The following is a 16,986-nucleotide window of genomic DNA, read 5'->3' as shown; positions in this document are numbered from 1 at the left end:
AAGAAGCTGTCGTCGGCCCCGTCCGTGGCAGTTCAAGGCATGGCCGAACGCTGAACCGGCGAACCGCCTTAGCTCGACTGAGCGGCCGCGCTGAGCTTGCGACTTCCCTCAAGCAAATGACGCTGCAAAATTGCACTCGCAGCGTCGATATCCCGATCTCTGCAAGGCTTTAGCAGAGCACGGTGCTCGTCCTGCGATTGCTGGTCATAGTCTAAGCTGGATAGCAACACCCGCACGTAGCGGTATGACGAACCGGAGAAGAAAATGAGGAACGCAAAGCGTACAAGCCCGCTTCGGTACCGTGGGGTATCGACCATCGGCAGCTTTTGCTCTGCATTTTTGGTTTTCGGAGTGGCCACGGCGATGTCAGCGGACATGACGCCGGAGTGCCTTCTCAATATCTGCGAAGCACCATCGTACAGACCGCGATGATCGACGTTTTGACAGAGATAAAATCGTCAGGTCAACGCTCTTATCTGTGCCTATGTCAGTTTGCCTCTATGGTGATGGTGTAGCTTGAGGGGTTGTCCGTATAGGTACGCAACAGATACGTCCCCGCATTCACTTCGTATTCGATGCTGGGTTCATGCGAGAAGGCAGTACTGATCAAAAGGCCATCGACGCCGAGACTGCCAACCACGCGCAGGTCGAATGTGACGTCTGGTTGGTCTGCCGCGATCCTGACTCGGGTAGCGTTCGGCAACGTGAAGGCGAACCAGGCGTCCTTCATTGGCCCTTCGCCGGTTCGTCCCCTGAAGGTCAGGACGCCTTCGACCTTACCCAAATCGGCAGGCTGTTCCGTTGTACCGGCGGTGACGTAACGAGATTCCGCAAAAGCGGGCATATCCGCCGGGCAAAGCAGCGCGATGACGACCGACAACAGGCGCAAAACTGGTAGAAGTCTTTCAATCATTGTTTCCCGTCCGAACAGCCCGCTTCCCCAGAGGTACTCCAGGAAGCCGTTCATGCGCAAACCACCCCTGCTGGACATGTTTACATCAGCCTTTTAGGGTCCGCTTCGGTCAAAGCCAGTGGCATGTTGCCGTTCAGGCATATCCGGCGAAAAGAGGAGAGTGGCTGCCCTTGAACAGCGTAACGTCAGCAGAGTGGCAGGAATTTGTGATCCAGAGGTCGAGGAAGCTTCCTGACCCCGCCGTGGCCGAGGCCCTGTCGAGGTTTCAGCTGGTGTCCGGAGGACCCCAAAACGAAACCGCGGACGCGTGCATTCATCGCGGCGATCTCGCGATTGACGGGGATTTCGTCCCGTCTTCATGGATCACTGTCATCGACGGAAACCTGCATGTCAGCGGCAAAGTCTCAACATGCATCGAAGGGGGCGATGGGCATGTTACCCTCGTTGTCTTTGGCGATCTGAACTGCGGCAGTATCGACAATGACTGGGCCAGCATTATCTTCGTCACTGGAGATGCCGTCGTCAGGGACTGGGTTTTTGCGTCCAGGGAAGACTCGTCGATGGTTGTCGGTGGCGATTTCAGGACGCCGATTTTTATCGGTGCCGATATCTGGGTATCTGTCGGCGGCTCGGTCGAGATGGAATACGGATACGGGTATGCAGTCGCTCTTGCATGGTTCGCTGATGCCTATGGTGCACCCCAGGTCCGGCCGACATATGGTTGGCGCGAGTTGGCAATGAAGCTCGGCTTGGGGCAGGGTCGTATTCGCGAGGAGCAGCTTATGGAATTGCTGGAAGAGCGTTTGCGAACGACAGGAAGCCTGTTGCGCCCGGTGTGAACGCCGGGGCATGATCCTCAACTGGCTGCATCCATCCCGCAACGTTTACTTTCGGACGCGGCGGTCTGATCCCATGGACGATGATGAACCGGAGAAGAAAATGAGGAGCGCAGAGCGAGCAAGTCCGCTTCGGTATCTTGAGATATCGACCATTGGCAGCTTCTGCGCTGCATTTTTGAGTTTCGGGGTGGCCACGGCGATGCCGGCGGACATGACGGCGGAGCGTCTTCTCACTATCTGTGAAGCGCCCACCGTGCAGACCGCGATGACCAAGGGTGACGAACTTGGCTGGCCGCGGCTGACCGATGCGGAAACAGAGGAGTGGCGTCGTAGCTTCGTCGCCCATAATGGCGGCTCGGTGGACGTTGTGGGCTGGCGGCAAGAGAAGGCAGGCGGAGCCGAGTCATTGTCTTTTTGGCTTGCTGCTGGTCCGAACGGACACAAAGCATGCGCATATTCCACGCCAAGGCCTGCCGGTTTCCTGGATGCGTTATCGGAGAGGCTTGGTACACCGGATAATCTGGACAAGAATGACGCGATCGAAAGTACGACAGCCTGGTGGAAACGAGGTGCGGTCGAGTATTCTTTTGTTCAGGTAGGTTCATCCGCCGTCATCAATATCAACTCAAGTCGATGAGATAATGGGAACAGCCGAAGCGTATTTTACGTCGTTACCGAGCAGAAAAATAGACGGAAAAGGTGTCGCGCGTGTCACTTGCCTGACTCAATTGCTGTGGGTTCTCAGGAAAACCAGACGTCCGGATAGATGGCAATTGCACTTTGGTCGGGGAAGCGGTCAGCCTTTCTCCAGATAGACCGTATAGTCCGCGCCTCGTCGAAATTGGCCGGCACTCTGGAAGGAGCAACCTCTCTTGAAGCGCCCACGCATGGAATAAACCATGCCGGCATCAACGGTTTGGCACTGAAGCCGCCGCTGTCGGCCCGAACCAGCAGCGTCAGGGCAACTTCCTCGCTCGGTCGCCACGGAAAGATCATCCGACCGCCGGGCTTGAGTGCTCGTAGCCAGTCAATTGGAGGTGCTGCCGCTCCAGCATTCACATAGATCACATCGGATTTAGGGAGCCGCTTTTGAGTCGCGTCAGCGTTGATCACGCTTACTCCCTCGAAGGGTTCAAGATTAACTCGAGCTTTTTCAGCCAAGCTCTTGTCGATTTCGAAGGCTGTTACTGTACCTGTTGGCAACACGAGCATCGACAGGATCGCTGAGTAGTATCCCGTTCCCGCACCGATATGCGTGACCGCTTCTCCGCGTTGCGGTGCAACTGCTCCGAGCCAGGCCGCATGAAGCGAAGGCTCCCCGTTGTTGATTCCTTTGTCTGCATCAAGCGCCACCAGGACGTTATGGTAGAGGTAAACGGGATCAGCACTCGGCGTATCGAAATACCGGAGGTTGATCATGACTTTCCAGGGACCAGGCGGGAAGAAAGCTTCGCGGGGCACGACCTCGAAAGCCCTTTCGAGCCGCGGGTCGGACGACCTGCTCGCTTCTACCATCAACCGCGCGTAAAACCCGCGTATTTCTTCGATGCTGGCTCGTTCATTTGCCATGAGCTGGTCTCCTGTCGATGTAGAAAACATCTGACAAACCAATCGGAATTTGCCTTCAATCCGATATTCGGCGTTCGTTCAGGAAGTTTTCGATCTTTTTCGCTTCCTTCTCGTGGGCCGGCTGTTGCCCGGGGGAAAGTTTCTTTGGCGCGACCTCTTTCGGGGTATCAGGGGCTACGCCTGTCCCTGCTGTCTCAGCCGTGAAGTTGAAGCGTACGTCGCCATCGATTGGAAGGACGGCGATCTTTGCTTCGCATTTCAGGATCGCACGAACACCCGCTTGTGCGAATGCCTTATTGAGTGGCCCATCTCCTTTCGACACGACTTTCGGCACGCCTTTCAGTTTCCCATCTTCGAAATGTGCTTCGATGATGGCGGAGGTTGTCGCGCCGGCAGGAACCATAAAGCAGCCGAGGACGGCTTTCTGTAATCTGGCCTTGTCGTGATCGGAGGGTTCCGCTGCCATCGAGACTGATATCAGGAGCGGAAGAGCAAACGATGCCATGACAGTGGGCCGCCAGTGCTGCTTTTGGATTTTGCATCTATATGGTTTGCTCTTCGTGCCGCGCATAATCGATCGCTTCCGTTCGTTGTTCCGCATGTGATCGTAACCGCTCCTCGGGCACAATAACCAGGACGTTGAAACCTTGGTCGATATCAAAGGTCTGCGGGTCGAGCAGTTCGTTTACATGCTCCGAGCTGAACCAAAGCCAGATATTTTGATCGTAGACGGTCGCGACCGCTTCTTTCATGACATCTTTGATGGCTTCGATGATTTCGACCCCGGCCCCGCCTCTCGTATTGAGGTGCATGAGCTTTTTCCGTGCTGGGCTTCCCGCATCGGAAACAGCGATGGACACCCTGTCCTTCATGTAACTTTTGACCCGGACCCGCAGTCGCTTCGGGCGAGACGCATCAAATTGGTCGTTAATGGCTTTGACGCGCGCCTCGATGTCGGCATCGTCCAGGCGCTCCTTGGGCAAAACATCGTCCGCCGGCGCAAGCTCGTCGCCAAACTGCGCGCGTGCCACCTCGGCAGCGTGATGCGCGTATGCGAGATGAGTAACGGGTAGTGCCTTCAGCCATTTGCGGCGTTGCGTGATCGCCATCGACTTTGCCGCTTCCTCACCGAATTTGGCGATGGAGAAGTTTTCTCTTTTTTGCCCCTCACTGGTCATCAGCGTTGCCTGCCAGACATCCCCGTCAGCCGCATCAACGCGCCTCACGCCGGAAATTCCGCTCCGATTGTTCTTACGCAGAAGTACGGCCTGCTCGTGATTGGTGGCAGGCGGAATTGCAAGGATAATGGCATCGCGGTAGGCGCGTGCCTGACGATAGGCGGCATCGCCCGAACCGTAGACACTGTCCTTGAACAGCCTGACGATCCTGTGGCCGCGCCGCCTTAGGCTGACCCACCAGCCAGCACCGCGGTGTGCCCCGGCGGCTTCTTCTCGACGCAAGCCATAGTGGTCGGCGTCGTGTTTTGTCTGTTTCGGCCTTGCTCCAACCGGCACGTCCACCCCCTCCTGTCAGATTTCATCGATGGAATTTTGGCATATCCAGGTTGCGGAATTCATGGTGAATCCATGGTTTCGCCACAATGTTTGATTGCATTCTGTCGAGATTTTGGCAGTTGATTGATATTTTTCCGATCTTCCATCGAGGTTTGCCATGAATGATCAGACTTCTTTTTCCGATTTCATTCAGGCGAGCCGTGTGCTCAAGGTCAAGTCTCCGTTAGGGGAAGATCAGCTTCTGCCGGAACGACTTGCGGTTGACGAGGGCGTATCGCAGCTCTTCGACATTCGTCTGACGGTGCGTGCCAAGAAGGAAGCGGTCAAGCCCGAAGAGCTGATCGGACGGCTGGTCGATATCTCCATCGAGATCAGCCAGGGCGACGGCGATGGCGGCGGTGTTCGCCGCCCCTTCAACGGCCTGGTGACGGAGCTGCATGAAGGCCCGCCGATCACCCGCGGCATGCGCTCCTATGCGCTGACCATACGCCCGCAAATGTGGCTTCTGTCGCGCCGGTCGGATTGCCGTATCTGGATGGACAAGACGGCGGTGGAGGTCGTCGAGACGCTGTTTTCCGAACATGGCATTCCCGCTCCCGACACGTCAGGCATCATTTCGCCTCCGCCTGCACAGCATTACAGCGTTCAATGGAATGAAGATGACCTCTCCTATCTTCTGCGTCGTTTCGAGGAAGATGGCCTGTTCTACTGGTTTGCCCATGAGGACGGTTCCCACAAGCTGCATGTGGCCGATAGCGCCAGTGGCTGGCTTGGGCCGTCGCCGGCCGCGCAAGGGGAGGGGACGGTACGGCTGGCGCAGGGATCGTCGGATCGCAACCATATCAATGACTGGGCGCGGCGTTTTTCCTATGTCTCGGGCCAGCGTGCGGGTGCCGACTGGAATTTCGAGACGCCGGGCATGGTGCCGGGCACGATGACACCGTCGCTGGTGCAGATGCCGGATGCGACGAAGCGCGAGCTTTACGAATATCCAGCCCGCATCAAGACGGTGGAAGAGGCCGAGCGCGCGCAGAAACTGCGCACCCAGTCCATCGAAGCCGATCACGACCGGGTTTTCGGTTCGTCGACCTCGCGCATTCTGGAGGCCGGCCGCCGCTTCACGCCTTACGAGGTCGCCCATCCCGAACACGCCTATGAAGAACATGTGATCATCAGGGCAAGCCACAATATTGTCGATCTCTCTTATGAGACCAATGGCAACGAGCCGGAATATCGCAATCACTTCGAGGCGATCCCCGCCCGTGTGCCGCTGACGCCGCACCGGTCAACAAAACGCCCGCGCATCGAAGGCACGCAGGTGGCGATCGTCGCCGGACCTGAAGGCGAGGAAATCCATCCTGACCAATATGGCCGCATCAAGCTGTGGTTCCCGTGGGACCGCAAGGCGAAGAAGGACGGCACGGACACGTGCTGGGTGCGGGTCAGTCAGGCATGGGGCGGCGGCACATGGGGTGCACAGGTCATTCCGCGCATCGGCATGGAGGTGATGGTCGCCTTCGTCGATGGCGACCCGGATAAGCCGCTGGTCATCGGCGTGGTCAACAATCCGGCCAATTCCGTGCCTTACGACCTGCCGGCCAACAAGACGCGCATGGTGCTGCGCTCCAACAGCCACAAGGGCGACGGTTTCAACGAAATCACCTTCGAGGATGAGGCCGGCAAGGAGAACCAGTTCTTCCACGCCCAGAAGGACCAGACGACGCGGGTATTGAATGACCGGACCAAGCGCATCGACCGGCATGAGGTCGCCTCGGTCGGCGGCAACCGCGCGGTGGAAGTTTCCGGCAACCAGAAACACGAGATCGGCGGCTCGGTGAACACCGTCGTCGGCGGCACGGGACCGATGGCGATGATGGCCATGGCGGGCGTGCAGGCGCTCTCCGGGCAGACGGCGGGCCTCCTTTCGCAGGCCGCCCAGATCGCCGGCGGCGGTGGCCCCGGTGTCGCGGCCTTCGCCACCACGCTTGCCTCATCCGCACTCGGCTTCCTCGGAGCCGGCGGTCTTTCATCGCGTGAGGGGGTCGTTTCCGGCCCGAGCCCGCGCGCGGATGCGGGTACGGCGCTAGCCGGCTCCGGCTCGGGCGTCGGTTCCGATGCTTCGGGATTGTTTCCGCTGCCGGGCATCATGAACACGATCGTCAGCACGTTCAAATCCGACAGCGTCGGTGTGGCGCGGGCTGAACAGATCGGGGTCAGCAAGGTTACGAATGTAGGCCAGACGTCGCTGGAGAGCGTCGGAAAGTTCAAGAAGATTGCAGTCGGTGAAGAGTTCGTCATCGAATGCGGCGATTCCAAATTCATCATGAAGGCGAATGGCGAGGTCATCATTCTTGGCAAGACCTTCAATTTCGTGGCGACGGATCATTTTCAGCTTCGCGGCAAGCCGATCGATCTGAACTGACGGAGGCCGGGTCTTGGAACTTCAGAACCGCCTGCCGTTTCCCGCCATGGCTTTCCGTCAGTTCGATGCCGAAGGAGGGCTCGATTGTATCGTCTCCGTGCGTGCAACATTCACGCATGCTCAGGGCGGTTCGCTGGATGTCGCAGCCGAGCAGGAAAGTTTCCAGTGGGAGGATGCCTATGAGGGCGATCCGCACCAGACCGTCCTCCTGCGCCAAAGCGACCTTACCCCGGACAAGCCCGGCACGGATATAACCTTTCTCGGGAATGCGTGGTCTGCGAGTGGCGAGCCGGAGAAATCCTGGCGTGCCTCCATCCGCGTTGGTGGAATTTTCAAGGAAATCGAGGTTTTCGGCAAACGCTTCTGGCAACCTGTCGTTAAGGAGAAATGGGCAGGTTTTACCGCCAGGGAAGCCGAACGTGTGGTAGCGGATTGGAAACTGAGCGATCCTGAACCGGCTAGAAGCGTGGCCATATGCTGGCGCAACGCTTATGGCGGCGCGATCCCTGGCACAGGTGACGCGGGGACGGAAACACCGATTGACGTGGAGCGCCGAAATCCGCTTGGGTGCGGCATCGTCAATCTTGAGATGCCTGCCGACGCCGGGCCTGTTCCAGCTCCGCAGATCGCTGCCGTTGGTGAGCATTCCGATTGGCGGAGCACGCCGGAACCGCAGGGATTTGGACTCGTTTCGCCTTGGTGGCAGTTCCGTCAGCAATATTCCGGAACTTATGACGACGGTTGGCGGGAGGAGAGGCACCCCCTCTTGCCGCGTGATTTTGATCCACGCTTCTGGCAGGCGGCCCATCCTGATCTCATCGCGACGCCTCACCTCAAGGGTGACGAGAACTACGAGCTCGTTAATCTGAGTTCTCAGCATCCGGTCGCGAAAGGCTCGTTGCCTGGCCTTACCCTCGGTGTCCATTGCTCTCGCGAAGATCGTGATGAATGGCATGTGCTGAAGCTCGATGGCGTGCAATTCGACTGGCGCAATGACGGGCGGGTGCTTCTGACCTGGCGCATCAGGTTTCCTCTTCCCGATGCCGGTGAAACAAAACTTACCCTGACGCGCGTTCGTCTGAAGTCTCCTGAAACCGAAGCGGCTTTAACCGAGAGGGAGACAGCATGAGCATCCCCCGCGACAATTATATCGGAGAGCCCCAATATCCCGGCACATGGACCACGGGGACACCGCGTGAGGGACTGCGTGACATCGATGAGGCGCGTATCGTCTCTTTGGCGCCTGATGTATGCCTGACACCGGTTGGCTCGTCGGTGGTGCCTATTCCCTATCCGGTCGTGGATTTTTGCGGCCATGATAAAAACTACACGCCGTCTGTTCGGTTCACCGGCAAAAAGGCAATGGTGATGCGTTCGTGTACGACACATGTGCACGGCGACGCGCCCGGTAACCGTAAGGGGGTGAAATCCGGCACGGTGGAAAGCATCTGCGAACCCATCGGGCACGCTGATCAGGTGCGTGCCGAAGGCTCGCATGTCATTCGCCACCTCGATCGTTTTTATATGAACAGCAGGAATACCCAGGGTGAGGCGATCTTCGTCCGCAGCACGCAGACCTATGACCCTCCCAAGGACGATGATCCGGTGCGGGGGTCGCTTCGTGCAATTGAAGTCGCCGATGCTTCAGAAAAGCAAAATCGTTCATCTGATGCCGTGCCTTCTGGCGGCGCTGCTCTGGGCTTTCTCGTCACGCCAGGATTTGCTCCACTCGTTCAAGGTGCGGGTGGAGCTGCGGCTGGAGGAGCAAGTACCGCTGCCGCCGGTGCGGCAACTTCTGGCGCTGGGGGGGCTGCCGCGGCAGGAGGCGTCAGTTTGGGAACGATATTGGCGGGGATCGGAATATTCGCCGCCGGTGTGCTTATTCCGACCAACAAGATGAACTTTTCCGATACCGTTCCACAAGACGATTTTGAACAGAAATTGCTTTTAGATGCGCAACGCAGAATCAACGAACTTCCATTCTGGGACAGCGGTACTGATATCCGGAATGAGACGTTTGCAAAAATTCAGGAACACAGAAATAAACCGACGCAGGACCCGGAGCCCAAACCTGTTCCTGTGCCGCCACCTGGATCAAATGTTCGTATTGATGAGGATGAAAATCGTAGATGTCGTTTATTGATAATCTGCTTTATGCCCACAAAAAGTACGATCGATCTCGATGAGTTCAAGCGACAAATGGAATTGCAGGAACAAGGGCTCAACAATATGAGTCCGCAGCAGATGTTGGCCAATCAAGCAAAGTATTTAGCGAATCCGGCGGGCATGCGGGCTTTGTCAGAGCCGCTCCAGGCGAAAGCGCGCCAAGAATATAGGAATGACCCGCGCATCCAGAAAATGTACGTTGATAAATACGGTCCAGTTCAGGGTCCGATAAAATTGGGGCAATATCTGGATTCCGCGGCCGCATTGCATAATCCAGACATGATCGCGGGTGGAAGATATAATTCTGTAGTCGATCAGGCGTTGCCAATTGAAAACCGGATAGGTGGCCTTTCCGAGAATAGCTCTATGGGAAGCCAATGGATCAATCCGAATCGAAACGGAAATACTCGCGCTAGCCGATTGACGGAACATGCGAAGAGACAAGCGGCGAACAACTGTCCAAGTGTGCAAGTTGATCTTCGACTTTGCCCAAGTAACCCCAGTCGTCCCGGTGAGCCATTAACAGGAACATAAAAATGGTAGAAAAGCCGAACTATAACGTGTTTGAAACTAAATGGATTGACGAGCTCCTGAATGCATACGAGATCGACCATATAGTTAAGCCTGACGCGCAATTAATAGAGCGCTATAAGGATCGTTTGCCTGAAATCTTGGTGAAATTCTGGATCGAAAAAGGTTGGTGTAGTTGGTCAAGGGGCCAATATTGGATATGCGATCCCTCTATATTTCAGCCCGTCATCGACTATGTGTTTCTCGGTGATCCTGAGCTTGATCCAACGCGCATGATTGCCTTTGGATATAATGCGTTCGGTAATGTCGATATTTGGTATGGCGATGCGACGATACGGTTGAACCTGCCGAATGGCATGGTCCGCGTGGAGCCCCGCGGATATGACGAAGACCAAAATCGCCAATGGACCGATGAAGTAATGATCGGTCTTAAACTGTCATTCAACGTCTCTCCATATGTTGCGCCATGGGAAGACGAAAAATACCAGAACATGATGCCACAAGCTCTAAAAGCACTTGGAGAGCTCGAACCAGGGGAAGTTTATGGCTTTGTGCCAGCTCTTAGCGTAGGCGGACGAAATACTGTGAAAAATCTGCAAAAAGTAAAACTTAAGGAACACTTACTCTTACTGGCTTCCTTCGATACTCCGACTCTATATGACTACGCTCCACCGTCTGAAGGCGGAAGCAGCATGGGTGAGGTCACCCCACTTCGAAAGATAGGCGCGAAACGCTGAGAGCGTGGTGTACCTTAAACGCGAAGGAATCATAAAGTGACAGACAAGTCGGGAGCGTGGGAAGTTTTACTGGGAGAAGGCATCGGTCCGCTGAGGCTTGGTACATCTAAAGAAGTGATTTCGAAAATTGAGGGCTTTGCTGAACCCGAACTCGTGCAGGATGAGTCAGCGGCAGTTTCGGACTTCGAGAAACTGCTAAACTCGATGGGGCCTGAGATGGGTCTCGATCCTGAGGAATTTAAAGAGATGATTGCGGCGATGCAGGCTGAAGCTGCGGCAGAGGTTCGGTGGGTTCCCAAAACCAAAAGCCTGCCAGTTGTTTTTTTTCACGGAGATATCCTTATTCGTATCGTTTTGTCGGCCGAGTGCCGTCCAAAACTTGAAGGGCGAAATATTTTTGAGATACCTGCCAAAGAATTTTATGAACTGGTGATTGCCAGATCGCAATCCGTCTTCAGGAAACGTAATGAAATAGTCGCGCCCGACATCTCCATGCGCTTCACAGTTCCCAAGAAGTCCGATTTCGAGGACGGAAGACCTATCGAACTGCTCGTTTTAGAGAAAAATAGGACGGATGAGTTGATCGCTGACGGATATAAGCAATTGCCGATCTGAGGCACGAACTCTCCAGTCTCTTGGTCTTTGGACATCTAAAGGGCGGGCTGTTGGAACGAAACTTCGAGGGCTTGAGGCAGTAAGCGATGGGTCTAGAGCACGTCCACTGAACTCGGAATCGGATTGAGGATTCCGTTACGGTCCGATTTCTGATTCCATGATCCGACTGGTGATTTGGTCGGAGGCAATATGACCCGCGCTTTCAGCGATGATCTTCGCAGCCGTGTTCTGGCAGCGGCTTATGATGGTATGTCAGCACGCTCGGCGGCCGCCCGGTTCGGAATCGGAGTCTCGACGGCCATCGCCTGGATAGCCAGCGCACGGCATGGTCAGATGAAGCCTGCTAAGCAGGGACGGCGCGGCGGTTCTCGTCTGGATGCCCATGGCGATTTTATCGTTGGGTTGATCGATGAAGAAAAGGACATCACGCTGAACGAAATGGTTCTGCGGCTCGCCGAAGAGAAGGCCGTTTCCATCGGCCGCAGTGCCCTCGATGTATGGCTGCGCAAGCGCGGCTGGACTTTCAAAAAAAGACCGCACATGCATTGGAGCAAGAACGACCCGACCTGCTGAAACGTCGTCGCGACTGGTTCGATGGTCAGCTTGATCTCGATCCGGCAAGGCTCGTGTTCATCGATGAAACTGGCCTGTCTACCAAGATGTCCAGGCTGCGCGGCAGGTCCCCTTGCGGCGAGCGTTGTCGAGCCGCGATTCCACATGGGCACTGGAAGACGACGACTTTCACCGGTGCGCTCAAGCTCTCGGGCATGACCGCGCCCATGGTGCTCGATGGTGCCATGAACGGCACGGCCTTCCGCGCATATGTCGAACAGGTTCTGCTTCCAACGCTGACAGTTGGCGATGTCGTTGTGATGGATAATTTGCCTGCGCATAAAGCGGATGGTGTGCGGCAGGCTATTGAGAGCGTTGGTTGCCAGCTTCTCTACCTTCCACCCTACAGCCCGGACTTCAACCCCATTGAAAAGGCCTTCTCCAAGCTCAAGGCGCTCCTGCGTGCGCGAGCCAAGCGCAACGTCGAAGCTCTGTGGGACACGGTCGGCGAAATCGTCCCGCTCTTCAAACCCAAAGAGTGCGCCAACTATTTTACGTCGTGCGGATATGACCCCGAGTAAAGTGGACGTGCTCTAGTGAAGCTGGCTGGAGATGTCGGCGCGCGCGCGGTGGTTCGGCGCCATAGGATGTCGATAGTCGACGTCGAGATCGGACCAGCAGCCAGGATGGACCTCGATACGCTCGAGTCGTTGCGCGAAAGGGGCTGGTTGCCCGCCCAAGGTTGAAAAAGCGGGTGCGTCCAGTTCCTGTAGCGTTGGCTGGGATTCAAAGATTGGGTGGGAGAGAAACGCCACCGGTGTCATTCCGCGCAGGAGTGCGGGTTCATGAGCAAGGGCCATGAGTCCTTGCCTAGCAGAGCATCCAATCTTGCGAAAAAAGAATGCCGGCGGGGATAAGTTTCATTGAGATAGCCTGGAAAGCAGTACAATTTTTTTTGTTGCAAATCTTGAATCCGAAAATCGTCAAAACCAAATCGATCGCCGCCAGCCGCTGAAATAAGGGCTGGTATCGCCGGGAGCGCCGCTTTTGGCATTCCCGTACCATGTTGCTTCAAGGAGGATATGGCTATGGCAACATCTTACGACTTCGCACCGCTGTTCCGCTCGAGCGTCGGCTTCGACCGGGTGTTCCATCTGTTGGAAAATGCTCAGCGCGCCCGCTCAATCAGCGACTGGCCGCCTTACGACATCGTCAAGACTGACGACGATACCTACCGGATATCAATAGCGGTTGCCGGCTTCACCCAGGACGATCTCGATATCACCTTCCAGTCCAACCTGCTGACTGTAACCGGCAAGAAACAGGAGGTATCTGCCGTTGGTTACCTCCATCGCGGGATCGCTGGGCGTCCATTCGAACACAGGTTCGAACTTGCAGATCACGTCAGGGTGAACGGAGCGGACCTTAGAAACGGCCTCCTGTCGATCGAGCTTGTTCGAGAGATCCCGGAGGCGTTGAAGCCGCGAAAGATATTGATCCAGAGCACGCCTGCGTTGACGTCCGCCGTTCCGGCGCAGATCGAAGCACAGAAGGCCGCTTGATATCCAGGCTCGTCCAGTAAGCAAGGGTGCCATTGCGATGGCGCCCATCACCATTCCGGGTTGGGAAGGAGAGACCAATGAAACCCGATATGTTCAGAAAACCTGTCACTATCCTTGTCGGCTTAGGCTTTCCTGTGGAAGTACGCGGCATAATGGATGCCTACCGGCATCTTGTCGAATGGCCGACCTCGTTCAGAGACACGGCACACTCGATTGCCCTAAAGGCTTCTCAAGCGGCGCTTCGCGGAGAGATCGAAGCGGAGACCGCGCGCGGCCTGTTTGCCGCATTCGCCGCGAAGCATGATCTTCTGGCCCCGGAGTTGCCGGTAATTAGCGCTTCTCTCATGCATGGCGACAGCGGTCCCCATATAAAGTGAGGACCTGCCCACTGCAAGCGGCCTGCCACGAAACTACGGGTTCTCACACTGCTCGAGCGATGCATAAATCGCATCCATGCCGACATGGATGATCTTGCGGACTGGCGTGTGGCAACGACATTCCTGATGACAACGCAGTTGCCTTGAGAACGAAGGGTGTTGATTGCCACTGAGAACTGACCGGGCGTTGGAGTGAACCCCTCGGCCTGGACCAGCGAGGCACTTCAAACTAAGCCGCTTGCTGGGCGAGTTGAGTTTCAAATTCTGCTGGCGACCTATAGCCAAGGGCCGAGTGCAGCCGCTTGGCATTGTAGACTTCTTCGATGAAGCTGGGCAATCGCTCGGCGACGTCTACGAAAGTTTCGTACCCGGCAGGATAAATGCCCTCTACTTTCGGAGTCTTCATAAAGCTCTCTGCCTGCGCATTGTGATAAGGGTTGCCAACGGCACTCGTGGATCCCTGTAGGGCTGCCGCATCGAGTGCTCGTCGATAGGTCTCACTTGCGTACTGGCATCCGCGGTCCGTGTGGTGAATGCAGCCAGGCGGAGGCGGAGGCATTCTGTTCTCGATGGCCGAATGTAGTGCGGCCAGCGCCAGCGGCGTATCCGGCCGTGTCGACAGGCCATAGCCGACGACTTTCCGGTTGCAGGCGCCGAGAATGACGGCGAGATAGCAACAGCCGATGGCGGTGCGGATGTATGTGAAGTCGGCCACCCAGACCAGTCGAATATGCATGCAAGTGTTGGTCGGTAATGGTAGCGCTTTCTTTGTATTGAAAATGACATTTAACAAGTTTAACGACTCGCATGCGGAGTTGGGGACATACCCTCGGCTGATACGATTCCCGTCAGACCGGTCGCCATCTCCGCAAATTCAAAATCCAGTTGGACCCCGCAACCGGGATTTGCCGGCTATGTGATATCCGGCCTGAGCCTACCAAAAATTGGTATTTGGTGATGCGTCGTTATCGAGATCACGGTCCACAATCTTGTAATTCCCTTTATGTATTTCAGGGAATTTCCTGGTCTGTGTCTTAATCCAACCGAAACACCGAGTAATGTCATCGGCTTCGAAAACTGGACTTTCCTCGCCAGCGCATTTTAATATTACGATGTACCGCAATCATCGCTCCATTATGAAATACTGAAAATAAATACGTGTATAGATTTTATTTGAAATTTCGCAACGAATGCCTTCGGTGCAGCAAATTTTACCCTATCTGAGTAGTCTAGAAACCTTCCGATGTACACTTTGGAGCGGCATTTCAGAATGGCCTGCTGCCGAGCATGGACCTCAGCAAAGATGGAATCCCACCCCCCCCGCGAGCCGCCCCAACGGGACGGCCCCCGACCGGCCGCAAGTTATGATGGTTGCGCCCTTCCGTAACCGGTAGACGCGGCTATGCCAGAACGGACACCGCGCCAAACTCCAGGCGTGGCAACCGCGCGAAATTGCCGGCCGGGTTGCCGTAGCCGACATTCACCATGAAGTTGACCTTGATCGCTGTGTCCGCGAAGAAGCCACCATCTTGGCTACGCTGTCGCGCGACATGTTGAAATGCTGCTGCTCGCCGCTGCGTCATCCCTTCGGAAACAGCCAGGCGAACCCACAGATAAAGTTCGACGGTATAGATCCCCTGTCCCTCCTGCGCTCATTGCAGAAAGAAAATAAGTGGCCGGTTTTTACTCCGCTTGCGGACGGATTATTCCGCTGCGACCGTGGCCGACTTTTCCACCGCCGAGGCTCACGTCACGCGAGGGTCTTGCTTTCCAGCGTCTCGGGCGGCTCGAAGAGGAGCGGATAGCTTATTCGAAGGCGCTTGCCACTGATCCCGCCTGCTACGAGGCCCGCCTGTTCAGCTTGGTGAGATCGATTCCGAACCAAGCAGCGCTTCCGGGGCGCGGAACCTTCCGTGTGGCCAGTCAGTTTTTGTCGGTGAAGCTAGAGGAACTGACAATGCCCAAGAAAATTTCGGCCCCCTCCAAGACGACCGACCCTAAAGAGCAGCCTGTCCGCCCTTCCGAGGACCAGGTGGAGCCCGCCGAGCCGGACGATCGCCAACATCCGCCGCGAGATACAAGAGAGACGCCGGCTCCGAACCCAAACGACAAAGGGCTTCCGAACAGGGCGCCTGAATAAGTCGGAGACCGAAGACTGACTTGAGGCGCGCGATCGGTAAGAGCGTCGGCTCCCCTCCTGCTCGACGCCATGCCCTGAATAACGTCCCAAGTTTGGGATCACCCACAGGTTTGCCCTCAATACTTGAGCAAATCAGCGCGTGAAACCTATGTGCCTAATTTAGTGCATTTCATGCGGTGGCCGCTAGTTCGATTCCCTTCAAGAGCATTTGAGCGCCGAGAGCGGATTATTCCGGCACAAAACTGCATCTGGAAATCGTCATTCAATTGCATTACTATCTCTGAAAATGTAGGAGATAGTCATGGCTGCAAACGCTCTTGTCCAAACACGCATTGATGCCGAAGTTCGGGATCGGGCTTCGGCCGTGCTTGAAAGCATGGGGCTCACGGTATCTGATGCGGTTCGTATTATGCTCACCCGGACTGCTAACGAAGGGGCGCTACCTCTTGAACTTCTTTCTGGGAGTGAAACACACGATGCCTGGTTTCGGACCAAGGTGCTCGAAGCGTTAAATGATACTCGGTCGGATTTAACAGACGACGAGGCCGAGGCGCACTTTGCCAAACGCCGAGCGGCGGCCCGCCTTAAAGTGGGTTCGACAGAATCGTGAAGCTTACTTGGTCGGCGTTTGCGCTATCGGATCGCGACGCCATCTTCACGTATATTGAGGCAGATAATCCTGCGGCCGCTATTCTCATCGATGAGCGGATAGTATCCGCCGCCCGTCGCTTGCTCGACTTTCCTGCCAGTGGGCGCTTGGGTAGAATCGCCGGTACACGCGAACTCGTCATCAATGGTACACCTTACGTCGCCGCCTACGCCACTACCGAGACGACAGTTCGAATTCTTCGCGTACTCCATGGCGCGCAGGAATGGCCAGAGTATCTGCTGCAAAACTGATCAACCACAGTCGAACCGGACCGACCAGTATCAACACTGCCGATCGATCCCGCGGCGTTTCGTATGGTCCGTTGTGCAAGCGCGCAATCGGTCCGTCAGCATAGCGCTATCTAAACCCACCCTGATGAACTGCTCGCGATGGCCAGAAT

19 protein-coding genes are annotated in these 16,986 nt (G+C 56.1%); 13 read left to right on the top strand and 6 right to left on the bottom strand.

What is annotated here, in order from left to right:
• Nucleotides 1-68: 68 nt before the first annotated feature.
• Nucleotides 69-377 carry an FCD domain-containing protein gene (locus BTE54_RS25365; RefSeq protein ID WP_245316670.1) on the bottom strand — a complete coding sequence of 103 codons (309 nt, stop codon included), beginning with the start codon at nucleotides 375-377 and terminating at the stop codon, nucleotides 69-71.
• A 110-nt stretch (nucleotides 378-487) separates the two neighbouring features.
• Nucleotides 488-967, bottom strand: a complete 480-nt coding sequence (locus BTE54_RS20370; protein ID WP_078053770.1) for a PPC domain-containing protein — start codon at nucleotides 965-967, stop codon at nucleotides 488-490.
• Between the two features lie 116 nt (nucleotides 968-1,083).
• Between BTE54_RS20370 and BTE54_RS20365 the strand changes: the two genes are divergently transcribed.
• Together BTE54_RS20365 and BTE54_RS20360 are read left to right on the top strand one after the other, a co-directional pair.
• Nucleotides 1,084-1,752: a hypothetical protein gene (locus BTE54_RS20365; protein WP_078053769.1), complete on the top strand. Its 669-nt coding sequence runs from the start codon at nucleotides 1,084-1,086 to the stop codon at nucleotides 1,750-1,752.
• Nucleotides 1,753-1,825: 73 nt separating this feature from the next.
• Complete coding sequence (locus BTE54_RS20360; RefSeq protein WP_162936141.1) at nucleotides 1,826-2,389, top strand: hypothetical protein; 564 nt, start codon at nucleotides 1,826-1,828, stop codon at nucleotides 2,387-2,389.
• Between the two features lie 104 nt (nucleotides 2,390-2,493).
• Here BTE54_RS20360 and BTE54_RS20355 read toward each other — a convergent pair whose 3' ends face one another.
• From BTE54_RS20355 to BTE54_RS20345, 3 genes are read right to left on the bottom strand one after another with little or no spacing between them, the layout of a single operon-like run.
• Nucleotides 2,494-3,321 (bottom strand): protein-L-isoaspartate O-methyltransferase, encoded by an 828-nt coding sequence (locus BTE54_RS20355; protein ID WP_078053768.1) that lies wholly within the window; start codon nucleotides 3,319-3,321, stop codon nucleotides 2,494-2,496.
• Between the two features lie 55 nt (nucleotides 3,322-3,376).
• A complete protein-coding gene (locus BTE54_RS20350; RefSeq protein ID WP_078053767.1) occupies nucleotides 3,377-3,826 on the bottom strand; it encodes a hypothetical protein in 450 nt (149 codons plus the stop codon).
• A 37-nt stretch (nucleotides 3,827-3,863) separates the two neighbouring features.
• Nucleotides 3,864-4,835: a hypothetical protein gene (locus tag BTE54_RS20345; RefSeq protein ID WP_193559590.1), complete on the bottom strand. Its 972-nt coding sequence runs from the start codon at nucleotides 4,833-4,835 to the stop codon at nucleotides 3,864-3,866.
• A 157-nt stretch (nucleotides 4,836-4,992) separates the two neighbouring features.
• Between BTE54_RS20345 and tssI the strand changes: the two genes are divergently transcribed.
• The 9 genes from tssI to BTE54_RS20300 all read left to right on the top strand — a co-directional run bounded on the left by tssI (nucleotide 4,993) and on the right by BTE54_RS20300 (nucleotide 13,797).
• The gene (gene tssI / locus BTE54_RS20340) at nucleotides 4,993-7,257 is read left to right on the top strand and encodes a type VI secretion system tip protein TssI/VgrG (RefSeq protein ID WP_078053766.1); all 2,265 of its coding nucleotides are present in this window, start codon (nucleotides 4,993-4,995) and stop codon (nucleotides 7,255-7,257) included.
• Nucleotides 7,258-7,270: 13 nt separating this feature from the next.
• Nucleotides 7,271-8,386 (top strand): DUF2169 domain-containing protein, encoded by a 1,116-nt coding sequence (locus BTE54_RS20335; RefSeq protein WP_078053765.1) that lies wholly within the window; start codon nucleotides 7,271-7,273, stop codon nucleotides 8,384-8,386.
• Nucleotides 8,383-9,957: a polymorphic toxin type 15 domain-containing protein gene (locus BTE54_RS20330; RefSeq protein WP_078053764.1), complete on the top strand. Its 1,575-nt coding sequence runs from the start codon at nucleotides 8,383-8,385 to the stop codon at nucleotides 9,955-9,957. The genes BTE54_RS20335 and BTE54_RS20330 overlap by 4 nt, the downstream gene beginning before the upstream one ends.
• A gap of 2 nt (nucleotides 9,958-9,959) precedes the next feature.
• A complete protein-coding gene (locus BTE54_RS20325; RefSeq protein WP_078053763.1) occupies nucleotides 9,960-10,691 on the top strand; it encodes a GAD-like domain-containing protein in 732 nt (243 codons plus the stop codon).
• 36 nt (nucleotides 10,692-10,727) lie between these two features.
• Nucleotides 10,728-11,306 carry a hypothetical protein gene (locus BTE54_RS20320; protein ID WP_078053762.1) on the top strand — a complete coding sequence of 193 codons (579 nt, stop codon included), beginning with the start codon at nucleotides 10,728-10,730 and terminating at the stop codon, nucleotides 11,304-11,306.
• A gap of 189 nt (nucleotides 11,307-11,495) precedes the next feature.
• On the top strand, nucleotides 11,496-11,879 hold the full coding sequence (locus BTE54_RS25360; protein WP_223565060.1) for a transposase: 384 nt from the start codon (nucleotides 11,496-11,498) through the stop codon (nucleotides 11,877-11,879).
• Nucleotides 11,804-12,439: an IS630 family transposase gene (locus BTE54_RS20315; protein ID WP_223565061.1), complete on the top strand. Its 636-nt coding sequence runs from the start codon at nucleotides 11,804-11,806 to the stop codon at nucleotides 12,437-12,439. The genes BTE54_RS25360 and BTE54_RS20315 overlap by 76 nt, the downstream gene beginning before the upstream one ends.
• A 507-nt stretch (nucleotides 12,440-12,946) precedes the next feature.
• Nucleotides 12,947-13,420: an Hsp20 family protein gene (locus BTE54_RS20305; RefSeq protein ID WP_078053760.1), complete on the top strand. Its 474-nt coding sequence runs from the start codon at nucleotides 12,947-12,949 to the stop codon at nucleotides 13,418-13,420.
• Between the two features lie 77 nt (nucleotides 13,421-13,497).
• Nucleotides 13,498-13,797 carry a DUF982 domain-containing protein gene (locus BTE54_RS20300; RefSeq protein WP_078053759.1) on the top strand — a complete coding sequence of 100 codons (300 nt, stop codon included), beginning with the start codon at nucleotides 13,498-13,500 and terminating at the stop codon, nucleotides 13,795-13,797.
• 229 nt (nucleotides 13,798-14,026) lie between these two features.
• Here BTE54_RS20300 and BTE54_RS20295 read toward each other — a convergent pair whose 3' ends face one another.
• Nucleotides 14,027-14,590, bottom strand: a complete 564-nt coding sequence (locus tag BTE54_RS20295; protein ID WP_158080273.1) for an IS3 family transposase — start codon at nucleotides 14,588-14,590, stop codon at nucleotides 14,027-14,029.
• A 1,648-nt stretch (nucleotides 14,591-16,238) separates the two neighbouring features.
• Between BTE54_RS20295 and BTE54_RS20280 the strand changes: the two genes are divergently transcribed.
• The gene (locus BTE54_RS20280; RefSeq protein WP_078053757.1) at nucleotides 16,239-16,547 is read left to right on the top strand and encodes a type II toxin-antitoxin system RelB/DinJ family antitoxin; all 309 of its coding nucleotides are present in this window, start codon (nucleotides 16,239-16,241) and stop codon (nucleotides 16,545-16,547) included.
• Nucleotides 16,544-16,837: a type II toxin-antitoxin system mRNA interferase toxin, RelE/StbE family gene (locus BTE54_RS20275; protein WP_078053756.1), complete on the top strand. Its 294-nt coding sequence runs from the start codon at nucleotides 16,544-16,546 to the stop codon at nucleotides 16,835-16,837. Before BTE54_RS20280 ends, BTE54_RS20275 begins: the two co-directional genes overlap by 4 nt.
• Nucleotides 16,838-16,986 lie beyond the last annotated feature (149 nt).

It is taken from the genome of Agrobacterium sp. YIC 4121, assembly GCF_002008205.1.
In the GTDB taxonomy this organism is placed as follows: domain Bacteria; phylum Pseudomonadota; class Alphaproteobacteria; order Rhizobiales; family Rhizobiaceae; genus Agrobacterium; species Agrobacterium leguminum.
This window is presented reverse-complemented; position numbering and strand designations above follow the sequence as displayed.

What these genes read in the sequence shown, in the direction of transcription:
- BTE54_RS25360 (WP_223565060.1), top strand. Translation starts at nt 11,496, where the DNA reads ATGACCCGCGCTTTCAGCGATGATCTTCGCAGCCGTGTTCTGGCAGCG.
- tssI (WP_078053766.1), top strand. Translation starts at nt 4,993, where the DNA reads ATGAATGATCAGACTTCTTTTTCCGATTTCATTCAGGCGAGCCGTGTG.
- BTE54_RS20330 (WP_078053764.1), top strand. Translation starts at nt 8,383, where the DNA reads ATGAGCATCCCCCGCGACAATTATATCGGAGAGCCCCAATATCCCGGC.
- BTE54_RS20315 (WP_223565061.1), top strand. Translation starts at nt 11,804, where the DNA reads ATGGCTGCGCAAGCGCGGCTGGACTTTCAAAAAAAGACCGCACATGCA.
- BTE54_RS20300 (WP_078053759.1), top strand. Translation starts at nt 13,498, where the DNA reads ATGAAACCCGATATGTTCAGAAAACCTGTCACTATCCTTGTCGGCTTA.
- BTE54_RS20305 (WP_078053760.1), top strand. Translation starts at nt 12,947, where the DNA reads ATGGCAACATCTTACGACTTCGCACCGCTGTTCCGCTCGAGCGTCGGC.
- BTE54_RS20325 (WP_078053763.1), top strand. Translation starts at nt 9,960, where the DNA reads ATGGTAGAAAAGCCGAACTATAACGTGTTTGAAACTAAATGGATTGAC.
- BTE54_RS20350 (WP_078053767.1), bottom strand. Translation starts at nt 3,826, where the DNA reads ATGGCATCGTTTGCTCTTCCGCTCCTGATATCAGTCTCGATGGCAGCG.
- BTE54_RS20360 (WP_162936141.1), top strand. Translation starts at nt 1,826, where the DNA reads ATGGACGATGATGAACCGGAGAAGAAAATGAGGAGCGCAGAGCGAGCA.
- BTE54_RS20370 (WP_078053770.1), bottom strand. Translation starts at nt 967, where the DNA reads ATGAACGGCTTCCTGGAGTACCTCTGGGGAAGCGGGCTGTTCGGACGG.
- BTE54_RS20355 (WP_078053768.1), bottom strand. Translation starts at nt 3,321, where the DNA reads ATGGCAAATGAACGAGCCAGCATCGAAGAAATACGCGGGTTTTACGCG.
- BTE54_RS20280 (WP_078053757.1), top strand. Translation starts at nt 16,239, where the DNA reads ATGGCTGCAAACGCTCTTGTCCAAACACGCATTGATGCCGAAGTTCGG.
- BTE54_RS25365 (WP_245316670.1), bottom strand. Translation starts at nt 377, where the DNA reads ATGTCCGCTGACATCGCCGTGGCCACTCCGAAAACCAAAAATGCAGAG.